Genomic DNA, 16,785 nt, shown 5'->3' on the forward strand with positions numbered 1-16,785 from the left:
TCCTGCCGATTCTCCCGACAACAATGGTACAAACGGCTTTTGCCTCCCATCGGGCCCGGTTCCAGGCTTCTACTACTTTCTACTTCTCACGAAGCAGGCCGTAGATACTTGATGTTTTCGACACTCCAATCCAGTGTTCGAATCTCGCCATATTTGTGCTTGGCGTAGATATTCCTTGCGCCATGCACATCCCGATGGGATATGTACCCGCAATGACACTGATACGTCCTGCCGGAAGGCTTTTTCTTCCGACCACAGACAGGCCATGTCTGCGTAGTGTAACTCTCATCAATCTTGATCAGGTCGATACCAAGAGCAGCCAGCTTGTATGTAAGATAAGCCTGCAACAACCCGAATGGCCATTGGCTCATCTTTTGGTTTAAGCCGCGGGAATGACGTTTCTGCTTAAGGTTTTTCTTATTGCGCCTGGACGTGTTCCTTTGCACGCCCTCTACGTCGCCGACTACGACCGTTTTGACGCCCTGGTCGTTGGCCCAGGCGACAAACTTGTGGCTCATCTTGTGCAAAATGTCCCGCTGCTGGTTGTCCGTCTTGCTGCCTATGCGAGCAATGGCACAGGTGTATTTCTTCCACTTCCGGCTGCCTTTTTTGCACCGGCTGCGCTTTTGGTATATTTCCTTGAATTTCTTGTTGCGCAGCCGTTTGACGCTGCGCAGTTTCCGGGATGTGACAACCAACGCCTCACCCGTGTCGGCTACAGCGGCAATCCCATGAATTTCGCCCATATCGATGGCGGCGATGCCTCGATTGAGGTTTTCCCGGGGCTGGGTACCATCATCGTAGCTTATCGCCAGTATCAGCTTGCGGTCCCAGACAAGTTCAATCTCTTTGACTTTTCGTGGAGGGATGCGGTGGACGTGAACAATGATAGGTTTCTCCCGTTTACCGTTGTGGATGCCCATGGATAGCTCGATCTTGCCGTTAGGCTGGATGGTGAAACCGTCTTTTTTCCACCGGGTCGGGTAATTCTTTTTCTGCCGCCATGGGTAGCGGACATGTCCATGCCCTGCTTGTTTGGCTCTGTTGGCGTTGGTCCTGGCATCCAGGTAGCGTTCCTGCACAGCTTGGATACTCTGGCTATGCATATGATACCGACCCTTAGTAAGTTTTTGCAAGTCACTCTTGCCGATCCACTTACCGTTGGTTTTGTGGTATTCCCTGGCATAGTTGAGGCAGTCGTTCCATGCTTTTGCCGATTCCCGGTTGCAGGCAAACAATCTGTCCATCTCGTGTTTTGATGTCCGGAAAGTGGTCTTAAGAACGCGGATCATACCTTTTCACCTCTTTTTATCGCGTATCGACCACTTTCATTGTACCACAAAATGCCAACGATTGAAACATATGTTCTGGGGCAGTAACCGGCATTCATCCCCCACTTTGGAAGTGGGGTCTTCTGCCGAGACGTCCTATGTCAATGTGAAAATAAGCAGGCGGTAAAAGATTAAAAATTCAGAAATCTCAACTGGGTTTTAACCTTGAAAACATTTCTTAATTTTGGAAACAAAAGAATGATTTAACAGATGAACAAAGCAGCGGCCTTGACATCCACCCCGCGTGTGGTCCAGGTAAACCAACGACAGGGCGGCTCCGGAGACATGTAACTGGATTATAAGCCCTCGTCAGCAACCCATTGTACCACACGCAGGGCGCCCCCGTCTGTCAAGACTTCCCTTGCGGCGCTGCTTTGATTTAATAAAACTCCAGAGCTCACCAGAAACATGATTAAAGGACTCCGAGGAAAGCTTTTCTAAGCCGCTGTAGAAGCTTTGTCAGCGTCTGGTTTTTGCGGGTAACTATAAGCACATTTATCACGCATAAGCACAAAGATGATATCGCACAACCGCCGCATTAAACAGATTAGTGCCTCTTTCTTGGTTTTACCTTCCGCTACTTTTCTAATGAAATAGTTGCGGGCTACAGGGTTTCGTGGCTGGCCTTTACGATCTAAGCAAATCTGGTTGAGAGCGATCTGGTAAAGCACTGTATTTAAACTACGGCGACCACCCTTAGACTTTTTAAATCGTTTCTTTTGTCCAGAACTTTTTTTGATGGGCGCCACGCCTGCGTAGCGGGCCAGTTTAGCGGATGAAGCAAACCGGGAAATGTCCTTAATGTTAGCAATTAGGGCTGCTGCAGTGATTGTATTGATGCCGTCCATAGTCTCCAGTTGAAGACCAGTTTGCTCAATAAGTAAAGCTAACTTTTCTTCAACTATCGAGAGCTCTTTTTTCAGCAACCATAGGCGCTCAACCAAACTACTAATAATAAAATCACGGGTTTGTTGGGGTAGAGATGGGTTATCATCCCGGTTTATCAGGGAAAGTATCTTTTCCGCTTTTTTCGTAGAAACCCGGTTATTGCTGTGCTTACGCAGGAAAGAAGCTAGACGGGTAACACCAATATTTTTAAGGTGTTCAGATGAAGGGAAGCGATGCCAAAAAACTAATGCAGCTTGGCCGAAAGGGTCTTTGAAAAACTGCCGGTAGTTTGCATACTGCTGGTGTATGGCAGCATGGAAGCGGTTTTTTACCTGGGTTTGCTCCTTCACCAAATGCTCGCGGTGATAGACTAACTGGGCAATAGCCAGGGGTAATTCATCTGCCCTAGCGTCAGGTAACTCATCAAAGTCATTGATCAGTACCTTGGCGACAGCCTTGGCATCATCGGGGTCAGACTTGTCAGGGTGTGGAGAGCGATTACGTTGGCGATCCGACCGAATAGAGTTAACCTCTTTAACTACATACCCGGCTTTTAAGAGAAACACTGCCAGAGCATGCCCCAGTCCACCCGTATCCTCAAGCCCAAATACCGGCGTTAAACCATTGGGTGTTGAGGCCAGCACCTGCTCCAAAAAAGCAGGAAAGGCAACTGGGTTATTGGAAGTTTCAATTACCTCTAAAGTCTTATGCCAGCAATTACAAACCGCCGCAGTATGCTGGTCCTTATGGGTATCTACGCCGACAAACACATGCTGCTGGTGCTCCATAAGGAACAACTCCTTTAAAAAAATATTTCATCACCAGTCGGGCTCTACTGTTTTAGCGTTCTAGCGCAACGTCCTATTAACCGCATCTGGTGATAGAAGGCGGACGGGCGGTAGTCTCGGCAAGAGCTTGTACCCGTGAATATGGGCCCGCAAGAGATGATAAAACCTTACCCGTCCACCAAACTTTGTTAAATTTCTCTCCCCTGCAGTAAAAACAAAAAGGTAAGGCCGGTTCCTCAAAAAAGCGTGTACTCGTAAAGAGCCCGCAAGGGAGATAACCTTACGCCTTACCCAATACCGTAGTTTAACAGAAGTTTAGGCGTAAGTCCAGTTTATAATTTTGACACTGCTTCTAAATTCAAAATAACACAGTAGAGATGATAAATCACCGTTCCGTCGTGGAAAGCAAACAGTTGCTGCTATCAAGCTCTTATTATAGATTCAGACTGGCAATTGCTTTCCTTAATACTTCCGCCGAGCGACGCAGAGCGGCCTCTTCTTCTGCTGCTAACGGCAGCTCAAGAGGGTAACCCCGCCCCCTGGAGTTGACTATTGAGGGGAGGCTGAGACAGCAGCCATCAATACCATAATGGCCGTCGACCAGGCCGGAAACAGAAAGGATGGTGTTTTCATCACGGATGACGCTTTCACAAATTCGCTTTATGGCCAGGCTGACGGCATAGTAAGTGGCGCCCTTTCTGGATATAATCTCGTAGCCTGCGTTCCTCACCTGTTTGTCCACTTCCTCACGTTTGATGGGTGGAACACCCACCAGCTCACAGAAATGGTCAATGCGGGTCCCGGCAATGTCAGCCAGGCTCCAGAGCATTACCTCACTGTCGCCGTGCTCCCCGACCACAGTGGCGTGGACGTTCCTGGGCGCGACACCGCAATGTTCGCTTAAGATATGCCTGAAGCGTGAACTGTCCAGCACCGTCCCCGACCCGAAGACTCTCTCAGGGGACAGGCCTGTTGCTTTCAAGGCGGCGTAAGTCAGTACATCCAACGGGTTGCTGGCGATGATAAGAATATTCTCATCTGTCAGGGCCATTTGGGTTAGACAATCCTTTAAAATGCGATAATTTGTTTTTAAAAGGTCCATTCTGGTTTCGCCGGGTTTTTGGCCCGCCCCGGCGGTAAAGATAATAATGCCCGCGTCGCGGCAGTCCTCAAAGTTCCCGGCATAAATCTGAATTGGTTTGATAAAAGCCGCGGCATGGGCAAGGTCCATGGCCTCTCCCTCGGCCTTGGCCTTGTGAACGTCCACCAGCGCCAGTTCTGTGGCCAACCCGCTCACGGCCAGGGCAAAAGCAGTCGAAGCCCCCACTGCCCCCACCCCCACCACGGCTATTTTACGGTTTTTGATACTCAATGCCATCAGCCCCGTCCGTATAATATCAGCTAGATTATCCCGATAACAGATTGATTATTCCAGACCGGCAAAATACCTTGACAAAAACTATCTGGATCTATAGTCTTATATGTATTATTGTGCACGGTTATCAGTCCTCGTGGACACAAATAGACGGCAGGTGATAAAATATTGACTAAATGGTATAAGAATCCTGAGATTATCAAGTGGTTGTTGCTGATAATAGCCACCATCGCCTTAGGCGCATTTATTCTTACATCACAATTGGTACCGGACAAATATAGACTCTGGCTGGCTATTCTGGATTATGCTGTTTTTACCTTTGCAAACTATAAGATAATCCATTTAAGAAATAAAGACCGCCAAAAGGCGATCCAGGACAGTGAAAACAGAGCTGCCAGACGGCAGGCGGAACGTTTGAAAAATAAATAGTCGTCCCGATATTTCTTACGGATATTAATGAAAGTATCAAAAAAATCTAAAAAAACCTGCCGCTTCCGTAACAGGACGAAAGCGGCAGGTTTTTTTGATCGCTTATGAGAGTATTTCTAATCCTTAAGAGCACTTCTCATTTGCACATGGCCCCATAGAAATGCAGCAACAGTGTCTGTAGACTCCCTTATACTGCTTCTCGTTCTAATAAAAGCGTTACCGCCTACAAGTCCGGCGCCGGCGCGCCGTATGCGGTTGAAATCGCACCCGCATTGTCAAGTTTCCAACTTCTGCCGGCGCCCATAGCGGCATGATTGTTAAATTGCACTCCCTTTTCTTAGCCCCCCTCCAGCTGCGGTATGATCTGGACCTGATCATCGTGGTTCAGCATAGCATTCCTACTGCTGAACTTTCCGTTCACCAGCACCACGCCCACATACCCGGAAGAGAGACCCAGCTTTGCCAGCATTTTTTCGATATCAGTTCCTTCGGGAACATCCAAAACCATCTTGCCGCCGGCAGGGCTCTTAAGGTATTCAACCAGTTCTCCGAAAACCTGGATCCTTACTCTCATCGAACCTCACCTCTAACCGATGTTCTGCTTATATTTTTTCAATTTCCTGACCACCGTAGGCTGGCTTACACCGAGCATTTTGGCGGTCTGGTAGGTGTTCTTGCAGTTCTCGTAAGCCGAGAGGAAAAGCTGTTTCTCGACCTCCTCTATCGCCTCCGGCAATGAGACCACGCCTGGCACAGTAACTTTATCCTGCTTGTTCAGCGGGTTAGGCAGATTATGAATATAACCCGGGAGATGCTGTGGCTCAATCAGATCGGCCGGAGTAATCACTACCAGCTGCTCAACCATGTTTTCCAATTCCCTGATATTCCCCGGCCAACGATACCTGAGCAGATAACTAAAAGCGTCGTTGCTGATCTTCTTATCCATCTGGTGTTTCTTGTTGAACTTGTCAAGGAAACATCCCAACAAGGGCACGATATCGTCTTTACGTTCCCGCAGCGGCGGTATCGTAATCGGAATAACATTGAGCCGGTAGAAAAGGTCCTCCCGGAACTTCTTCTGCACCACCAGCTTCTCCAGATCTCTATTGGTGGCGGCAATGATCCTGATATCGACCTCAATGGCTTTGGTGCCGCCCACCCGGTAGAAGGTCCTCTCCTGGATCACCTGAAGCAGCTTGGCCTGTAATGCAAGCGGCATCTCTCCAATCTCATCCAGGAAAAGTGTCCCGTGGTTGGCCAGTTCGATCAAGCCCACCTTGCCCTTTTTCAAGGCCCCGGTAAAGGCCCCCGGCTCGTAGCCGAAAAGTTCGGATTCCAGCAGATTTTCCGGGATGGCGGCACAGTTGATCTTCATGAAAGAGCTCTTTTTTCTGGTGCTGTTCCGGTGGATGAACTTGGTTACCACTTCCTTGCCGACCCCCGATTCGCCCCTCACCAGTACGGTGGAATCGGTACGGGCCACTCTCATGGCCAGTTCTACGACCTGCTGCATCGCCGCCGAGCGGGCTATGAAATTACCCTCTCCACGGGTCATCTGTCTAACCCGCATCTCTACCAGTTCCGAATAGTAATGGTCCTTTAAGCGACGCTCCTCTTCGGTCTGATTTTTCCACCGGTTCAGTTCAGTGATATCCCTGGCGCTACTCACCACCCGCCAGATATTGCCTTGCTCGTCGAAAAGCGGCGTCCCGGTTACGATCACTACTCGATCTGTAACATTCTGCAGGATCGTAACCTTTGATTTCGTTTTCAATACCTCCAGGGTGCTCGATTTATTAAATAACCCCTTGGCAACAATATCCTTAACATTCAATCCGACCACTACATCTTTCTCAAGGCCGGTGGTCCTGTTGCAAGCAGCATTGATCCGCAAGGTTTTACCTTCGCCGTCTGTGATATACATACTGTCAGAAGAGGTGTCAAGAACTGCATCAAGTTCCTTGTAAGCTTCTTCCATCTTTTTCCGGACAGAGATATCCCGGCAAACCAATATTCCACCGAGGTTTCTTTTTCTCCCCAGTATGATGGGTTCGAACTTAAGCAGATAGTGGGTTTTATCTACTATTATCTCTTTTTCCAGGCTTCGTTTACCGGCCAAAGCATCCACAATTTCATCAATATCGTTGATCAATTCTTCTATCCTGGAACCAGCAAGCTCATTCTTTTTGCGCCCCAGCCATTTGGCAGCTTTCTGATTGACCAGGGTAACTATTCCTCTGCTGTCGATGATAAGTACCATGTCATTACTGGTCTTTAGCATCCTGGATAACAGCAGCTTGAGCATCTTGTCCCGGCTGTAATTGATTTTGCTCAATTTTACACCCCCTATAATGACCACTGATGCAACTAAAAATGGGCCTGTGACCGGAGAATTGTGCCAACATAGGACAGCAATATGATAATTAAGTGATAATTACGCGCTAATGGAAAATTAATTATATTGTTAGTAAGTGTTTTGTATTTTATTTACAAATTCTATTATGGTTAAAGAAATTATGACATCAAACGACATAAAGTGAGTTTATATAATTATTCGACTAATATTTCATACTCCCTTCTATTTAAAAAAAAAATTCAAAGGAAGCGCTATGACTAACGCCTCCTTTGAATAGTGTTTCTAGTAACGAATTAGAAATTGAGAACAGCATCAAGCTCTTCAGGTGTTATATCGAAAACGACTCCCTTTGGTTCAAGCGGTTCATTGCTGAAAAATTCAGGCAGCCTGTTATCAGCATTGGTGAAGCCTGCTAGTTTATTAAAGGACATTTCTACCCTGAGGAGATCTTTGCCCCTTTCCAGAAGCTCATCTAGAGTGATATCCTTACCCACATACTTTGAAAACACCTTGACCAGTGTATCCATGGTCGGCGGCATCGGTCCTATAAAGAGGCACAACCCAAGTCCGTCCACAACGGCGGTCATGATCTGCAGTTTGCGGGAGATTTCCACCTGTTGATCCTTACTGTTGGTATCAACACCGAAGCGTCCCGGCAAGCCGTTGCCTAGAGTGTGGTCGGCGCCCTGCGTCCCGGTAGCGTAGGTAACGCCGGTCCCTTTCAAGGCTCTCGGGTCATATGCCGACATATTCTGTCCCTTGGAGGCCGGTACACGGGTTACGCCCAGGACCTTGCCGGTAATGGTAGAACCATTACCGAGAAGCCTGCCGAGAATAGTGCCTTTACCAATCTGTTCCACCATATCTAAGGCTGCTTCTTCATCGCCAAAACTGGCAATTCCTGCTTCCATAGCAACGCCCACAGCCCCGCCGACGTCCATCGTGTCGACACCGTAGTCGTTGCAAAGCCTGTTCAACCTGGCAATAGTTTCCAGGTTATCGATATCAAGATTGGATCCAAATAGTGCGACGGTCTCGAACTCAATCGCCGAAACAACGTACTTGCCGTCTTTATCATGGTAAACATTGGAACACCTGACGACACAACCAGGGGAGCAGGCATGTCCCACTCTACCGCCGTTTCCTATACATGCCGCAGCTAGAGCCTGACCATTGATTTTTTCAAACCTGTCATAGGAGCCCTGGCTAAAGTTTTTGACAGGTAGTCCGCCCACCGCATTAATCGGGTTGACCAGGTTGGTGGTTCCGAAATTCTTCAGACCAACGGTGTTTGCGGCCAGTGTCTTGGTCCATTCCTTGCAGACTTCATTGAAACCTTCCGGATCGGCGATCTCGGCTATGGCATCGTCGGCGCCGGTGTCATCCACCACAATCGCCTTAATCCTCTTGGAACCCAACACGGCGCCCATTCCACCCCGTCCGCAGTGCCTGTTAGGAAGCCCGTCCGGGTCGCTGACCGCTACTGAAGCAGCAGAAAGCATCATTTCACCCGCTTGGCCAATAGACATGATCCCGACTTTAGCGCCATAGGATTCATGCAGGCTCTCCATGGTCTTGTAGTTGCCTAAGCCCACCAGTTCCTGTGACGGTACCAGTATGGCTTCATCCTTCTTGATCACCAGGACATTCCAGGCATCTGAAGCAGGCTTACCTTCAATAATGATACCCTTTATACCCAGTTTGGCCAGTTTACGAGCAACAGTGCCGCCGGCGTTACTCTCCTTGATCGTTCCGGTAAGCGGACTTTTCGCCCCTATAAAGATCCTGTTGCTGTTAGGGCAGCGTGTACCTGCGAAAAGGCCGGGAGCGATAACCAGTTTATTGAGTTCCCCCAAGGGCTCGCAGATAGGTTCCACCTCGTCCAAAACGATTTGAGATGTTAAACTGCGACCAGCCAGCAACCGATACTTTTCGGGCACATCCTCGTAATGGACCTGACCCTTTGCAAGATTAACCCGTAATAATTTTGCCATTTTTTACACCCACCACTCCTATCAAGTTTTTTATGATACTGGAGCAGTTGCTGGCTCTGCAGGCTCTTTCTTCTCAGTTTTTTGAATAAAAGCCTCTTTGCCGAGTAATAATGCGCAAAGCAAGATGCCGACTCCCAGTCCCCAGGCTGCGCCCTGAACCGCCAGAGCAGCGCCACAGATACCGGCAATACCACGCTCGGTGTTATTTGAAACCATGTTCATGGCAATGTAGACACAGGCAAAACCCTGGATCATCATGGTCAACGACAGCGCGATGGGGAGCGCCGGCTGGAAGATCAACACCAGCGGCAGGATCAAGCAACTGGCAAATTTCATATAGTTGAAGGTGCCCATACCAGAGAAGATGGAGTCCATAGCCTTGCGGCCGCCCTTGTAACGCTCGCAGATAGTAACCTGCATCGCCGTCCATGTCGGGCCGCCCAGACCGGCATGCGGGAAGAAGAAACCTTCAGCGAAGTTTCTGATAGCGCAAACTATGTTCATACGGTTGGGGTCCGAATCGACCTTTTCGTCGGGCCTGTATTGTTCGTTGGCAGTTCTCATGACCGTTTCACCAAGGATCATGTTGCCGAAAGCGATGATATAGGCAACCAGGGCCATCGGTATGGCAGCGAGCCAAACCTGGGCTGGCGGCATGCCTAATCCGACAACTGAATAATTATTTAATACTTCGCTAAATTGAGGGATAAAGAACAGTCCCGGTTGCATAACCGGCAAAGGAAGCTCGCCTGAAATCCAACCGACGATAATCCCCGCAGCAATCCCAGGCGCAATACCCAAATTGGCAACTGTCATCAGGAATTTTTTGCCGTCCATTTGGCCGCTGCGGACTTTTTCAGTAAAGCCCTTGGAATATATCAGGTAGAGCGCGAATAACCCGCCGACAGTGATGCTTAACGGATATTTCATGAGACCGGTTCCGGTCGGGGCGAATACATATGTTCCAATAAGCCCCGAGACTCCCGCTCCCAGCAAAATACCGGATTGAATCGCCTTGGGCGTGTATTCGATCAGTTTCTTGGCCAGTCCGGTGACACCTAGGACGAAATAGATAAGACCCAGCATTACCTGCAGTGCAATTAATCCTTCAATGCGGTCGGTGCCCATGGTAATCTTGTTCAAATAGGCGATAACCAGCGGCAGCGCCGGAGTGATCCAGCCGGGAACAATGGGATCGCCCAGCAACTGGTGCAGACAGTACATCAACTCGTGGAAGACAACAATGGTCATGGCCAGTTCGAAGGGCATGTCAAAGACGTCCTTCATCACCTGGATGATCCCCATGGCGGTGACAAACATAACCATCGCCTGAAGGATCTCAGAGCCTTCAATCCCCCAGTGAACAAACGGTAACCTCAGTTTGAAATTGAAAATCTTAAGCGGAATATATGGTACCTCGTCGCCATCTTTTCTTCTGGCGGTCGGCAGCATAAGCGCCATAAACGAAAACCTCCTCTTCTTCTAGGACCATATTTTATTGGGGCGGGAGGGCAGTTCAGGCTTTGGGGCCTTGAACTGCCCTCGCCAAACTCTGCTCTCAATGATAACTTCCAAAATGGTAACCTTAATACTTTTTATTTCAGCGCTAACCTGTACATATTTTCTATATCAGCAAGTTTCGTAACCCTGGGGTTAACCGCGATGTTGCCGCTGAGCATGGCGTCTTTAGACATCTGAGGAATCTTATCTTCAGTGACACCATACGCCACAAGGTTTTCCGGGATCCCTACATCCTTGGATAATTTTTTGACAGCTTCAACTGCGTAGGGAGCTGCTTCCAGATCAGTCATTCTGCTGACATCTTCGCCCAACAATTCAGCAATGATCTTATATTTACCGTGGTCAGCAAGCAAATTGAAATCCATAGTGATCGGGAGCAGAACGGAGTTGGCGACACCGTGAGGAACGTCGAAGAAACCGCCCAGCGGGTGAGCCATAGCATGGCAATCGCCAAGTCTGGAAATGTCAAAGGCAATCCCGGCCAGGTTGCTTGCTACCAACATGCCGGTCGCTGCTTCCAAATCAGCCGCTTGGCCTACAAAATGCCTGAGGTATTTGCCGATCAACCTGATCGCTTCTACAGCAAAGGAATCGGTAAAGGGGTTAGCAGCACGGTTGATATATGACTCGATCGCGTGGGTAAGGGCGTCCATACCTGTGGAAGCCGCGATAAACGGAGGCATTTTGGAGAAAATCGACGGGTCAAGCAGTGCTACGTTCGGGAGCATGCTCTTGCCCAGGATGGTCATCTTATAATTCCGGGATTTAACAGTGATGACGGTCATGGCTGTGGTTTCACTGCCGGTACCAGCCGTGGTCGGCACACAAATTGTTGGCCGGGGAGCATTTTTATATTTTTCGGGACCTTCATAGCTCTCCAGGTCTCCGCCGTTTGTCATCAGCAATGCTATAGCTTTGGAAACATCTATCGGACTGCCACCGCCAACAGCGACAACTGCGCCTGCTTCAATTTCTTGAGCCATCTCGTAGCCCTTGTAACAGCTCTCGGTTCTCGGGTTGGGCTCTACGCCGGAAAAGATCTTGTAAGTGATGCCTGCGTTTTTCAGAGCAGCTTCCGCATCATTCAGCAGGCCGGCATTCAGTACGCCAGGGTCTGTTACCAGTAAAATTCTGTCCGTACCAAGTTCTTTAACTTCAGCTGCCAGTCTGTTTTTGAGGCCTCCAGCCTCCAAAATCGTTTTGATAGGATGAGAGTAACTAAAATCTTTGATGGTACTCATTTAGAAATCCCCCTTTTGATTTGTTATTTGGAATTCCGCTAAGCTGATAAAATTATTACTCCCCCAATCCCTCCATATTAATTACTTCACTCATGGATAGGAGCAAGAAGCATACCAGTGTGACATTAAAATTTAAAAAACTAATTAGTTTTCGTTGAAACCCGGTTAACAGCACGGTTTATGGACACTAACCTCAATTACCTCAAGCCAAATAGCTCTTATAGGATCGTAATCATGCCAGGGTTTTGATACATCAATGAATCAACATGATTCATTGATGTATGAATAGCAGCAGATTTCCGGGCTGCAACTTAACCTCTTGCTGTTCCTTACGGTGAATTCTTTTTAAAACTGCGCCAACTGCCGCTAAGCTGGCCGGAAAACTCCCGGCATGCCCCGCTGTCTTTTAATTCCAGCAGGAGATTGTTCTCATCATTATTGATATCGGTGTATTTAATCAAGGTAAAATGTCTGTATTTGTCTTTAAAGACCATCGGGGCGATAGGCCCCCACAAGACCACGCTTTTATTCTTCAAGTTAGCCTTGGTGCGTGTTGTAAAATGCTCAATCTTCTTGATGCGCTGAAAGGGTATGGTACCGGCATCCCCCTTTAGGGAATAAAGCACCAGAGAGCCGCCGGCCAATCCAACTTTGAGGGGCGCCGGCCGGGGAATCGGGGGGAACCCACCGTGGTAGGAGACAGTTCCCAGCAGTTCTCCGATCTGATATTTCTCGGTGACAAGCTGGTCCATACGCTCCGCCTCTCTCATCTTAGAGCGTCCCTTTAGGTAGCTGATGGTCAACAATACCAGTACCGCAGCTCCGATCAGTATCGCTTTCATTTACGCCCCTCCCAGCATGATTAACATGAGAAAAGGGACTGGGGGCTTACCCCCAGTTCCTTAAGAGGTGTAAGCAATATCAAGACCTAATATGTTGGTTCCAATCTTTCGTATTTGCAGGTCATATAGAGAAGGGCGCCCAATGCTGAAAGAATGCACATAACAATCAAGGCCCCGTTGTAGCCAAAAGCGGTATCGACAATGATTCCGGTCACTATCGGACCCAGCAAGGAACCAAAGTTGCCGACAAAACTGTAGACCCCGCCGACACCCCCGGCCTGGCCGTAAGGAGCCACGTCGGTAGGAATCGCCCAGACGTTGGAGGCGCCGAAGGAGAAAATACCCATGGAACAGGTCAACCAGAATATGGCCATTGCCGGGGAGCTGGCGGCAGCGTGTGTCGCCAAATAGAGGGCTATGGCTCCGCCGATCATTCCCACGCCCATCCCGGTACGCCGGATGGCAGTAATCGTTGCGCCCCTTCTGAACCAGCGGTCGAAAACAAAACCTCCGAGCAACTCCATCGACACACCGGCGATATAGGGAAACATTGCTGCAAACCCCATTGATTTCAGGCTCAGCCCGCATACGTTCATCATGTACGCAGGTATCCAGGAATTAAAGGTTGTCCAGAAGTACATATAAAGAGCGTAGCCGCCGCAGAGTTGGAGGATCACCCGGTAAGTAAACAGCTTTGCAAGCGGGATCGGTTTCACCACAACCTGGCCTTCCTCTGTTAAGACCTCGTCCTGGCGGATGTAGGCCAGCTCGGAATCAGTAACTTTCGGATGCTCGTCGGGGTCCTTATATAAGTATAGCCAGACGAAGCTGTAAACTACCGCGATCATGCCGGATACAACAAATGATGCCTTCCAGCCCCAGGTAACAATGATCAAGGCCACCAGAGGCGGCGCAAAGGCGTTCCCCACCCTGGCACAGCAGTCAAAGCAGGCGGAAGCCATGGTTCGCTCACGTTTCGGCACCCATACCGACACCACCCGGGGAGCGGCAGGATAACTGGGAGCTTCCGTGATGCCAAGCCCGATCCGGACCGCCAAAAAAGAACCGAAACTATTTACCAGGGAGGTCATTACCGTCACCAGGCCCCAACCCAGGCAGGAGTAGAACATCAACATTTTGGGACCAAACTTATTTAAAAGAGCGCCGACAGGTATCATCATTAAAGTGTAGGACCAGAAGAATGCCGACATCAACACACCCATCTGAGAAGCTGACAGACCAAGAACTGTCATCAGGGTTGGTGTTGCCACAGCGATATTAACGCGGTCAATATAATTGACCGTAATTGCCATAGCGATTAGAAAAATCGCCATATAGCGATAATTAGAGGCTGGCTTGGCAGGTGTTGCTGCATCAACATCCAGGGCTGCTAAATTTGAACTCATTTGTTACAAATCCCCTCCTTTTGATTTGCTACAAATTTCATTTTACTGTTACTTGCAGATCCTCCCCCCTTTTTTTACAATGCGGCAATGAATCAGGCATCCCCCCTTAAAATAGAACAATTGCCATAAAAAAAATTTATATCTGCCGCCACCATACTCCAAAATATCATGCCAAGAACACTTCGCTTCCTTCCTTTTAAAAAGCATGGCGAAATGTTACTGTTTCTTATGCCTGTCCCAAATAAAACTACAGAAATTTTGCTATTATCTAAATATGCAACAGCTGTGCCGGGGTCTTTAAAAATGAATACAGTGGGAAATCAAATCTCAAAGCGGGAATAAACCAGGTATTCCGGGGATCTGACGTAGGAAGCCGCCGGGAGCCGGATTAACGATCGGGTAAAATTGATTCATGTTTGTATCGATGAAATCAAATCTGTATTATTGCAGCGCTTGGAAGCTATCAGGATGGGCGTCGGCAGGGATTCAGATGGGAATTAAGGCGTAAAAATACCCGCAAGTAATCTTTTCTTCCGGGTCATTTCACTGTAACAATATTTAAATTGTACTACGCGAGGATGTATCTTGCCAGAGGATATGTTTGTAATATCCCAAGATTCAGTTAAGTCTTTTCCTCTTATTTTCCAACCTCCAATTGCGCATAGGGCCGAACGAATGCTCATGTGGAGCAGTTGCTTTCTACCTCGTTTGTGCTTTGTTAATCATGAAATTTTTTTAATAAATTATCTTGACTAGATATCTCTCCGAGAAAACACGCGTACGGCCATAGCTAGAAAAAACAGCATATAAAGCCCGGTATAGACCAGCATCCATACACTTGGTTCGGAACCGGCCCCAAAGGGACCCAACATGTAAGCGGAGTAAGACGCCCCGGACGCCGACAATAAGTTGTAGACGATTTTTCTGTAAATGGCGTCGACCGGCATCACCAGGCTGGAAAATATGCCGATTTTAACAAGCACCTGGCTCCCCGCCAGGTGGCCGATTTGCTCCAGCATCCCGCCCACAAATCCGACGCTGTAAAGCATGAAGGAGGCCACCCCGTTGGCCAGGGTGGACAGAAAGGTGGTTCCCAGCAGGGTAACCGCCAGCAGAACCAGCGGCTGGAGACAAAAAAGCCCCAACGCACCCGGCCGGATCGGCACGCTCATACCGGTATTTACGCGTATGATAACCAGCACCGCAATATAAAAAAGGATGGCAAAAGCCGACAGGACTAGCCCGTAGCCCAGAAACTTGCCCAGTACAATTTCGGAGCGTCTGACCGGCCTGGGCACTATAGCGAAAATAGCGCCGTTTTCAATGTCCCCCGATATTGCCCCCACGGCGGCCATTACTGCCAGAAAGGCGATGATGAAGCTGCCGAAATAAAGGCCCAGGGCTAGAAACTGGGCAGCCATCAGTCCTTGCAGCGGTCCGGCGTGAGCCGCCATATCCCGGTAGCCATAGTGGACCCCGGTGGCGTAAAGGGCCAGGAAGACCACCGCTAAAACCAGGGTTACCAGGAGTATGCGCCGTCGTATCACCTCTTTAACAGTTAACAGGGCCACTGCCGGCATACCCCTCACCACCTCCCTGAATTAAATTGACAAACAGGTCCTCCAGAGAATTATGCCTTGTCTGCAGGCTGAACAGGTAAGCGCCTGACCGGACCACCGCCGCGGCGAGAGATGGTATTTGTTCCCGTGAGCCCAGCGTTAACCTGACCAGACTATCGTTGACATGGCATGACCTGCTCAACGCGGCAAGTTCGTTAATCAACGGCGGAGTTAGGCCTTCCACCTGCATTTCCACCGCCACTGTCTCCACCAGCAGTTCATCCATGGCACCCGCGGCCATGATTCTGCCCTGGTTGATAATAGCCACTTGGTCGCAGACCATTTCTACCTCGCTGAGCAGGTGACTGTTTAAAAATACTGTTTTACCGCGGCTGCGCAGTTCCATCATAATTTCGCGCACCTCGCGCCTCCCCAGAGGATCCAGGGCTGATGTGGGCTCGTCCAGGAATACCAGGTCGGGGTCGGGCAGCAGGGCGCAGGCCAAGCCGATCCGCTGCTGCATGCCTTTGCTGTAGGAGCCTATTTTTTGCTTTCCCTTGCCGCCCAGCCCCACCTGATTCAGGACAGCCGGTATGCGCCTCATCTTTTCCTCGCCGGTCAGCTTGTAGAGGGAGGCATGGAAGGAAAGCAGCTCTTCACCGGTCAGCCACTCCTGGTAGCGGAAATTCTCCGGCAAAAAGCCCGTCTTGCGCCTGGCCTCCAGGTCGCCCAGCGGCCGCCGCAGGACCGAGGCTGTACCGGAGGTGGGGAAAAGAAGCCCTACCAGCATCTTGACCAGCGTGCTCTTACCCGCTCCGTTGGGACCCAGAAAACCAAAGATTTGTCCCTTATCAATCGCCAGGCAGATATCGCTGCAACCGGTTTTACTGCCATACATCTTGGTCAGGTTGCTAGTCTCCAGGATCAAACGGCCAACACTCCTTTCAAAATGACATTTAGGTTAGCAATGAGAACCGTCTCCTGTCACTAAAATGCTTTCGAAAAGGCTATCCAGAACACCATAAAGCCGGGGAATGGCAATTTAAAATTTAAAG

At 49.2% G+C, this 16,785-nt stretch carries 13 protein-coding genes; 1 reads left to right on the forward strand and 12 read right to left on the reverse strand.

Translation table 11 applies throughout. The features are described 5' to 3' along the window. Nucleotides 1–86 precede the first annotated feature (86 nt). The 3 genes from Psch_RS04900 to Psch_RS04910 all read right to left on the reverse strand — a co-directional run bounded on the left by Psch_RS04900 (nucleotide 87) and on the right by Psch_RS04910 (nucleotide 4,373). Nucleotides 87–1,292 carry an RNA-guided endonuclease InsQ/TnpB family protein gene (locus Psch_RS04900; protein WP_190239337.1) on the reverse strand — a complete coding sequence of 402 codons (1,206 nt, stop codon included), beginning with the start codon at nucleotides 1,290–1,292 and terminating at the stop codon, nucleotides 87–89. 476 nt (nucleotides 1,293–1,768) lie between these two features. After that, on the reverse strand, nucleotides 1,769–3,007 hold the full coding sequence (locus Psch_RS04905; RefSeq protein ID WP_134217047.1) for an IS110 family RNA-guided transposase: 1,239 nt from the start codon (nucleotides 3,005–3,007) through the stop codon (nucleotides 1,769–1,771). A gap of 433 nt (nucleotides 3,008–3,440) precedes the next feature. Beyond that, nucleotides 3,441–4,373 carry an L-lactate dehydrogenase gene (locus Psch_RS04910; RefSeq protein ID WP_427910087.1) on the reverse strand — a complete coding sequence of 311 codons (933 nt, stop codon included), beginning with the start codon at nucleotides 4,371–4,373 and terminating at the stop codon, nucleotides 3,441–3,443. A gap of 177 nt (nucleotides 4,374–4,550) precedes the next feature. Here Psch_RS04910 and Psch_RS04915 point away from each other — a divergent pair, with 177 nt between their 5' ends. Next, nucleotides 4,551–4,811 carry a hypothetical protein gene (locus tag Psch_RS04915; RefSeq protein WP_190239339.1) on the forward strand — a complete coding sequence of 87 codons (261 nt, stop codon included), beginning with the start codon at nucleotides 4,551–4,553 and terminating at the stop codon, nucleotides 4,809–4,811. A gap of 337 nt (nucleotides 4,812–5,148) precedes the next feature. On the opposite strand, the gene Psch_RS04920 is transcribed toward Psch_RS04915, so the two are convergent. The 9 genes from Psch_RS04920 to Psch_RS04960 all read right to left on the reverse strand — a co-directional run bounded on the left by Psch_RS04920 (nucleotide 5,149) and on the right by Psch_RS04960 (nucleotide 16,658). Continuing rightward, nucleotides 5,149–5,385, reverse strand: a complete 237-nt coding sequence (locus Psch_RS04920; protein WP_134218859.1) for a MoaD/ThiS family protein — start codon at nucleotides 5,383–5,385, stop codon at nucleotides 5,149–5,151. A 12-nt stretch (nucleotides 5,386–5,397) separates the two neighbouring features. Beyond that, complete coding sequence (locus Psch_RS04925; protein WP_190239340.1) at nucleotides 5,398–7,146, reverse strand: sigma 54-interacting transcriptional regulator; 1,749 nt, start codon at nucleotides 7,144–7,146, stop codon at nucleotides 5,398–5,400. Nucleotides 7,147–7,460: 314 nt separating this feature from the next. Next, on the reverse strand, nucleotides 7,461–9,161 hold the full coding sequence (locus Psch_RS04930) for an aldehyde ferredoxin oxidoreductase C-terminal domain-containing protein (protein ID WP_190239341.1): 1,701 nt from the start codon (nucleotides 9,159–9,161) through the stop codon (nucleotides 7,461–7,463). Nucleotides 9,162–9,191: 30 nt separating this feature from the next. Then, nucleotides 9,192–10,622 carry a permease family protein gene (locus tag Psch_RS04935; protein ID WP_190239342.1) on the reverse strand — a complete coding sequence of 477 codons (1,431 nt, stop codon included), beginning with the start codon at nucleotides 10,620–10,622 and terminating at the stop codon, nucleotides 9,192–9,194. A gap of 134 nt (nucleotides 10,623–10,756) precedes the next feature. Further along, on the reverse strand, nucleotides 10,757–11,923 hold the full coding sequence (locus Psch_RS04940; RefSeq protein ID WP_190239343.1) for an iron-containing alcohol dehydrogenase: 1,167 nt from the start codon (nucleotides 11,921–11,923) through the stop codon (nucleotides 10,757–10,759). Nucleotides 11,924–12,252: 329 nt separating this feature from the next. Continuing rightward, nucleotides 12,253–12,765, reverse strand: a complete 513-nt coding sequence (locus tag Psch_RS04945; RefSeq protein ID WP_190239344.1) for a hypothetical protein — start codon at nucleotides 12,763–12,765, stop codon at nucleotides 12,253–12,255. An 86-nt stretch (nucleotides 12,766–12,851) separates the two neighbouring features. Next, complete coding sequence (locus Psch_RS04950) at nucleotides 12,852–14,171, reverse strand: MFS transporter (RefSeq protein ID WP_190239345.1); 1,320 nt, start codon at nucleotides 14,169–14,171, stop codon at nucleotides 12,852–12,854. Nucleotides 14,172–14,923: 752 nt separating this feature from the next. Then, entirely contained in the window at nucleotides 14,924–15,751 is an 828-nt protein-coding gene (locus tag Psch_RS04955) for an ABC transporter permease subunit (RefSeq protein WP_190239346.1), read from the reverse strand. Next, nucleotides 15,723–16,658, reverse strand: a complete 936-nt coding sequence (locus Psch_RS04960; RefSeq protein ID WP_190239347.1) for an ABC transporter ATP-binding protein — start codon at nucleotides 16,656–16,658, stop codon at nucleotides 15,723–15,725. The genes Psch_RS04955 and Psch_RS04960 overlap by 29 nt, the downstream gene beginning before the upstream one ends. Nucleotides 16,659–16,785: the final 127 nt, after the last annotated feature.

Origin of the sequence: Pelotomaculum schinkii, assembly GCF_004369205.1 — a bacterium.
Lineage (GTDB): Bacteria > Bacillota > Desulfotomaculia > Desulfotomaculales > Pelotomaculaceae > Pelotomaculum_C > Pelotomaculum_C schinkii.

Excerpts from the sequence above, each read along its gene's own strand:
- Psch_RS04900 (WP_190239337.1), bottom strand. The coding sequence starts at position 1,292 with ATGATCCGCGTTCTTAAGACCACTTTCCGGACATCAAAACACGAGATG.
- Psch_RS04905 (WP_134217047.1), bottom strand. The coding sequence starts at position 3,007 with ATGGAGCACCAGCAGCATGTGTTTGTCGGCGTAGATACCCATAAGGAC.
- Psch_RS04920 (WP_134218859.1), bottom strand. The coding sequence starts at position 5,385 with ATGAGAGTAAGGATCCAGGTTTTCGGAGAACTGGTTGAATACCTTAAG.
- Psch_RS04930 (WP_190239341.1), bottom strand. The coding sequence starts at position 9,161 with ATGGCAAAATTATTACGGGTTAATCTTGCAAAGGGTCAGGTCCATTAC.
- Psch_RS04935 (WP_190239342.1), bottom strand. The coding sequence starts at position 10,622 with ATGGCGCTTATGCTGCCGACCGCCAGAAGAAAAGATGGCGACGAGGTA.
- Psch_RS04940 (WP_190239343.1), bottom strand. The coding sequence starts at position 11,923 with ATGAGTACCATCAAAGATTTTAGTTACTCTCATCCTATCAAAACGATT.
- Psch_RS04945 (WP_190239344.1), bottom strand. The coding sequence starts at position 12,765 with ATGAAAGCGATACTGATCGGAGCTGCGGTACTGGTATTGTTGACCATC.
- Psch_RS04950 (WP_190239345.1), bottom strand. The coding sequence starts at position 14,171 with ATGAGTTCAAATTTAGCAGCCCTGGATGTTGATGCAGCAACACCTGCC.
- Psch_RS04955 (WP_190239346.1), bottom strand. The coding sequence starts at position 15,751 with ATGCCGGCAGTGGCCCTGTTAACTGTTAAAGAGGTGATACGACGGCGC.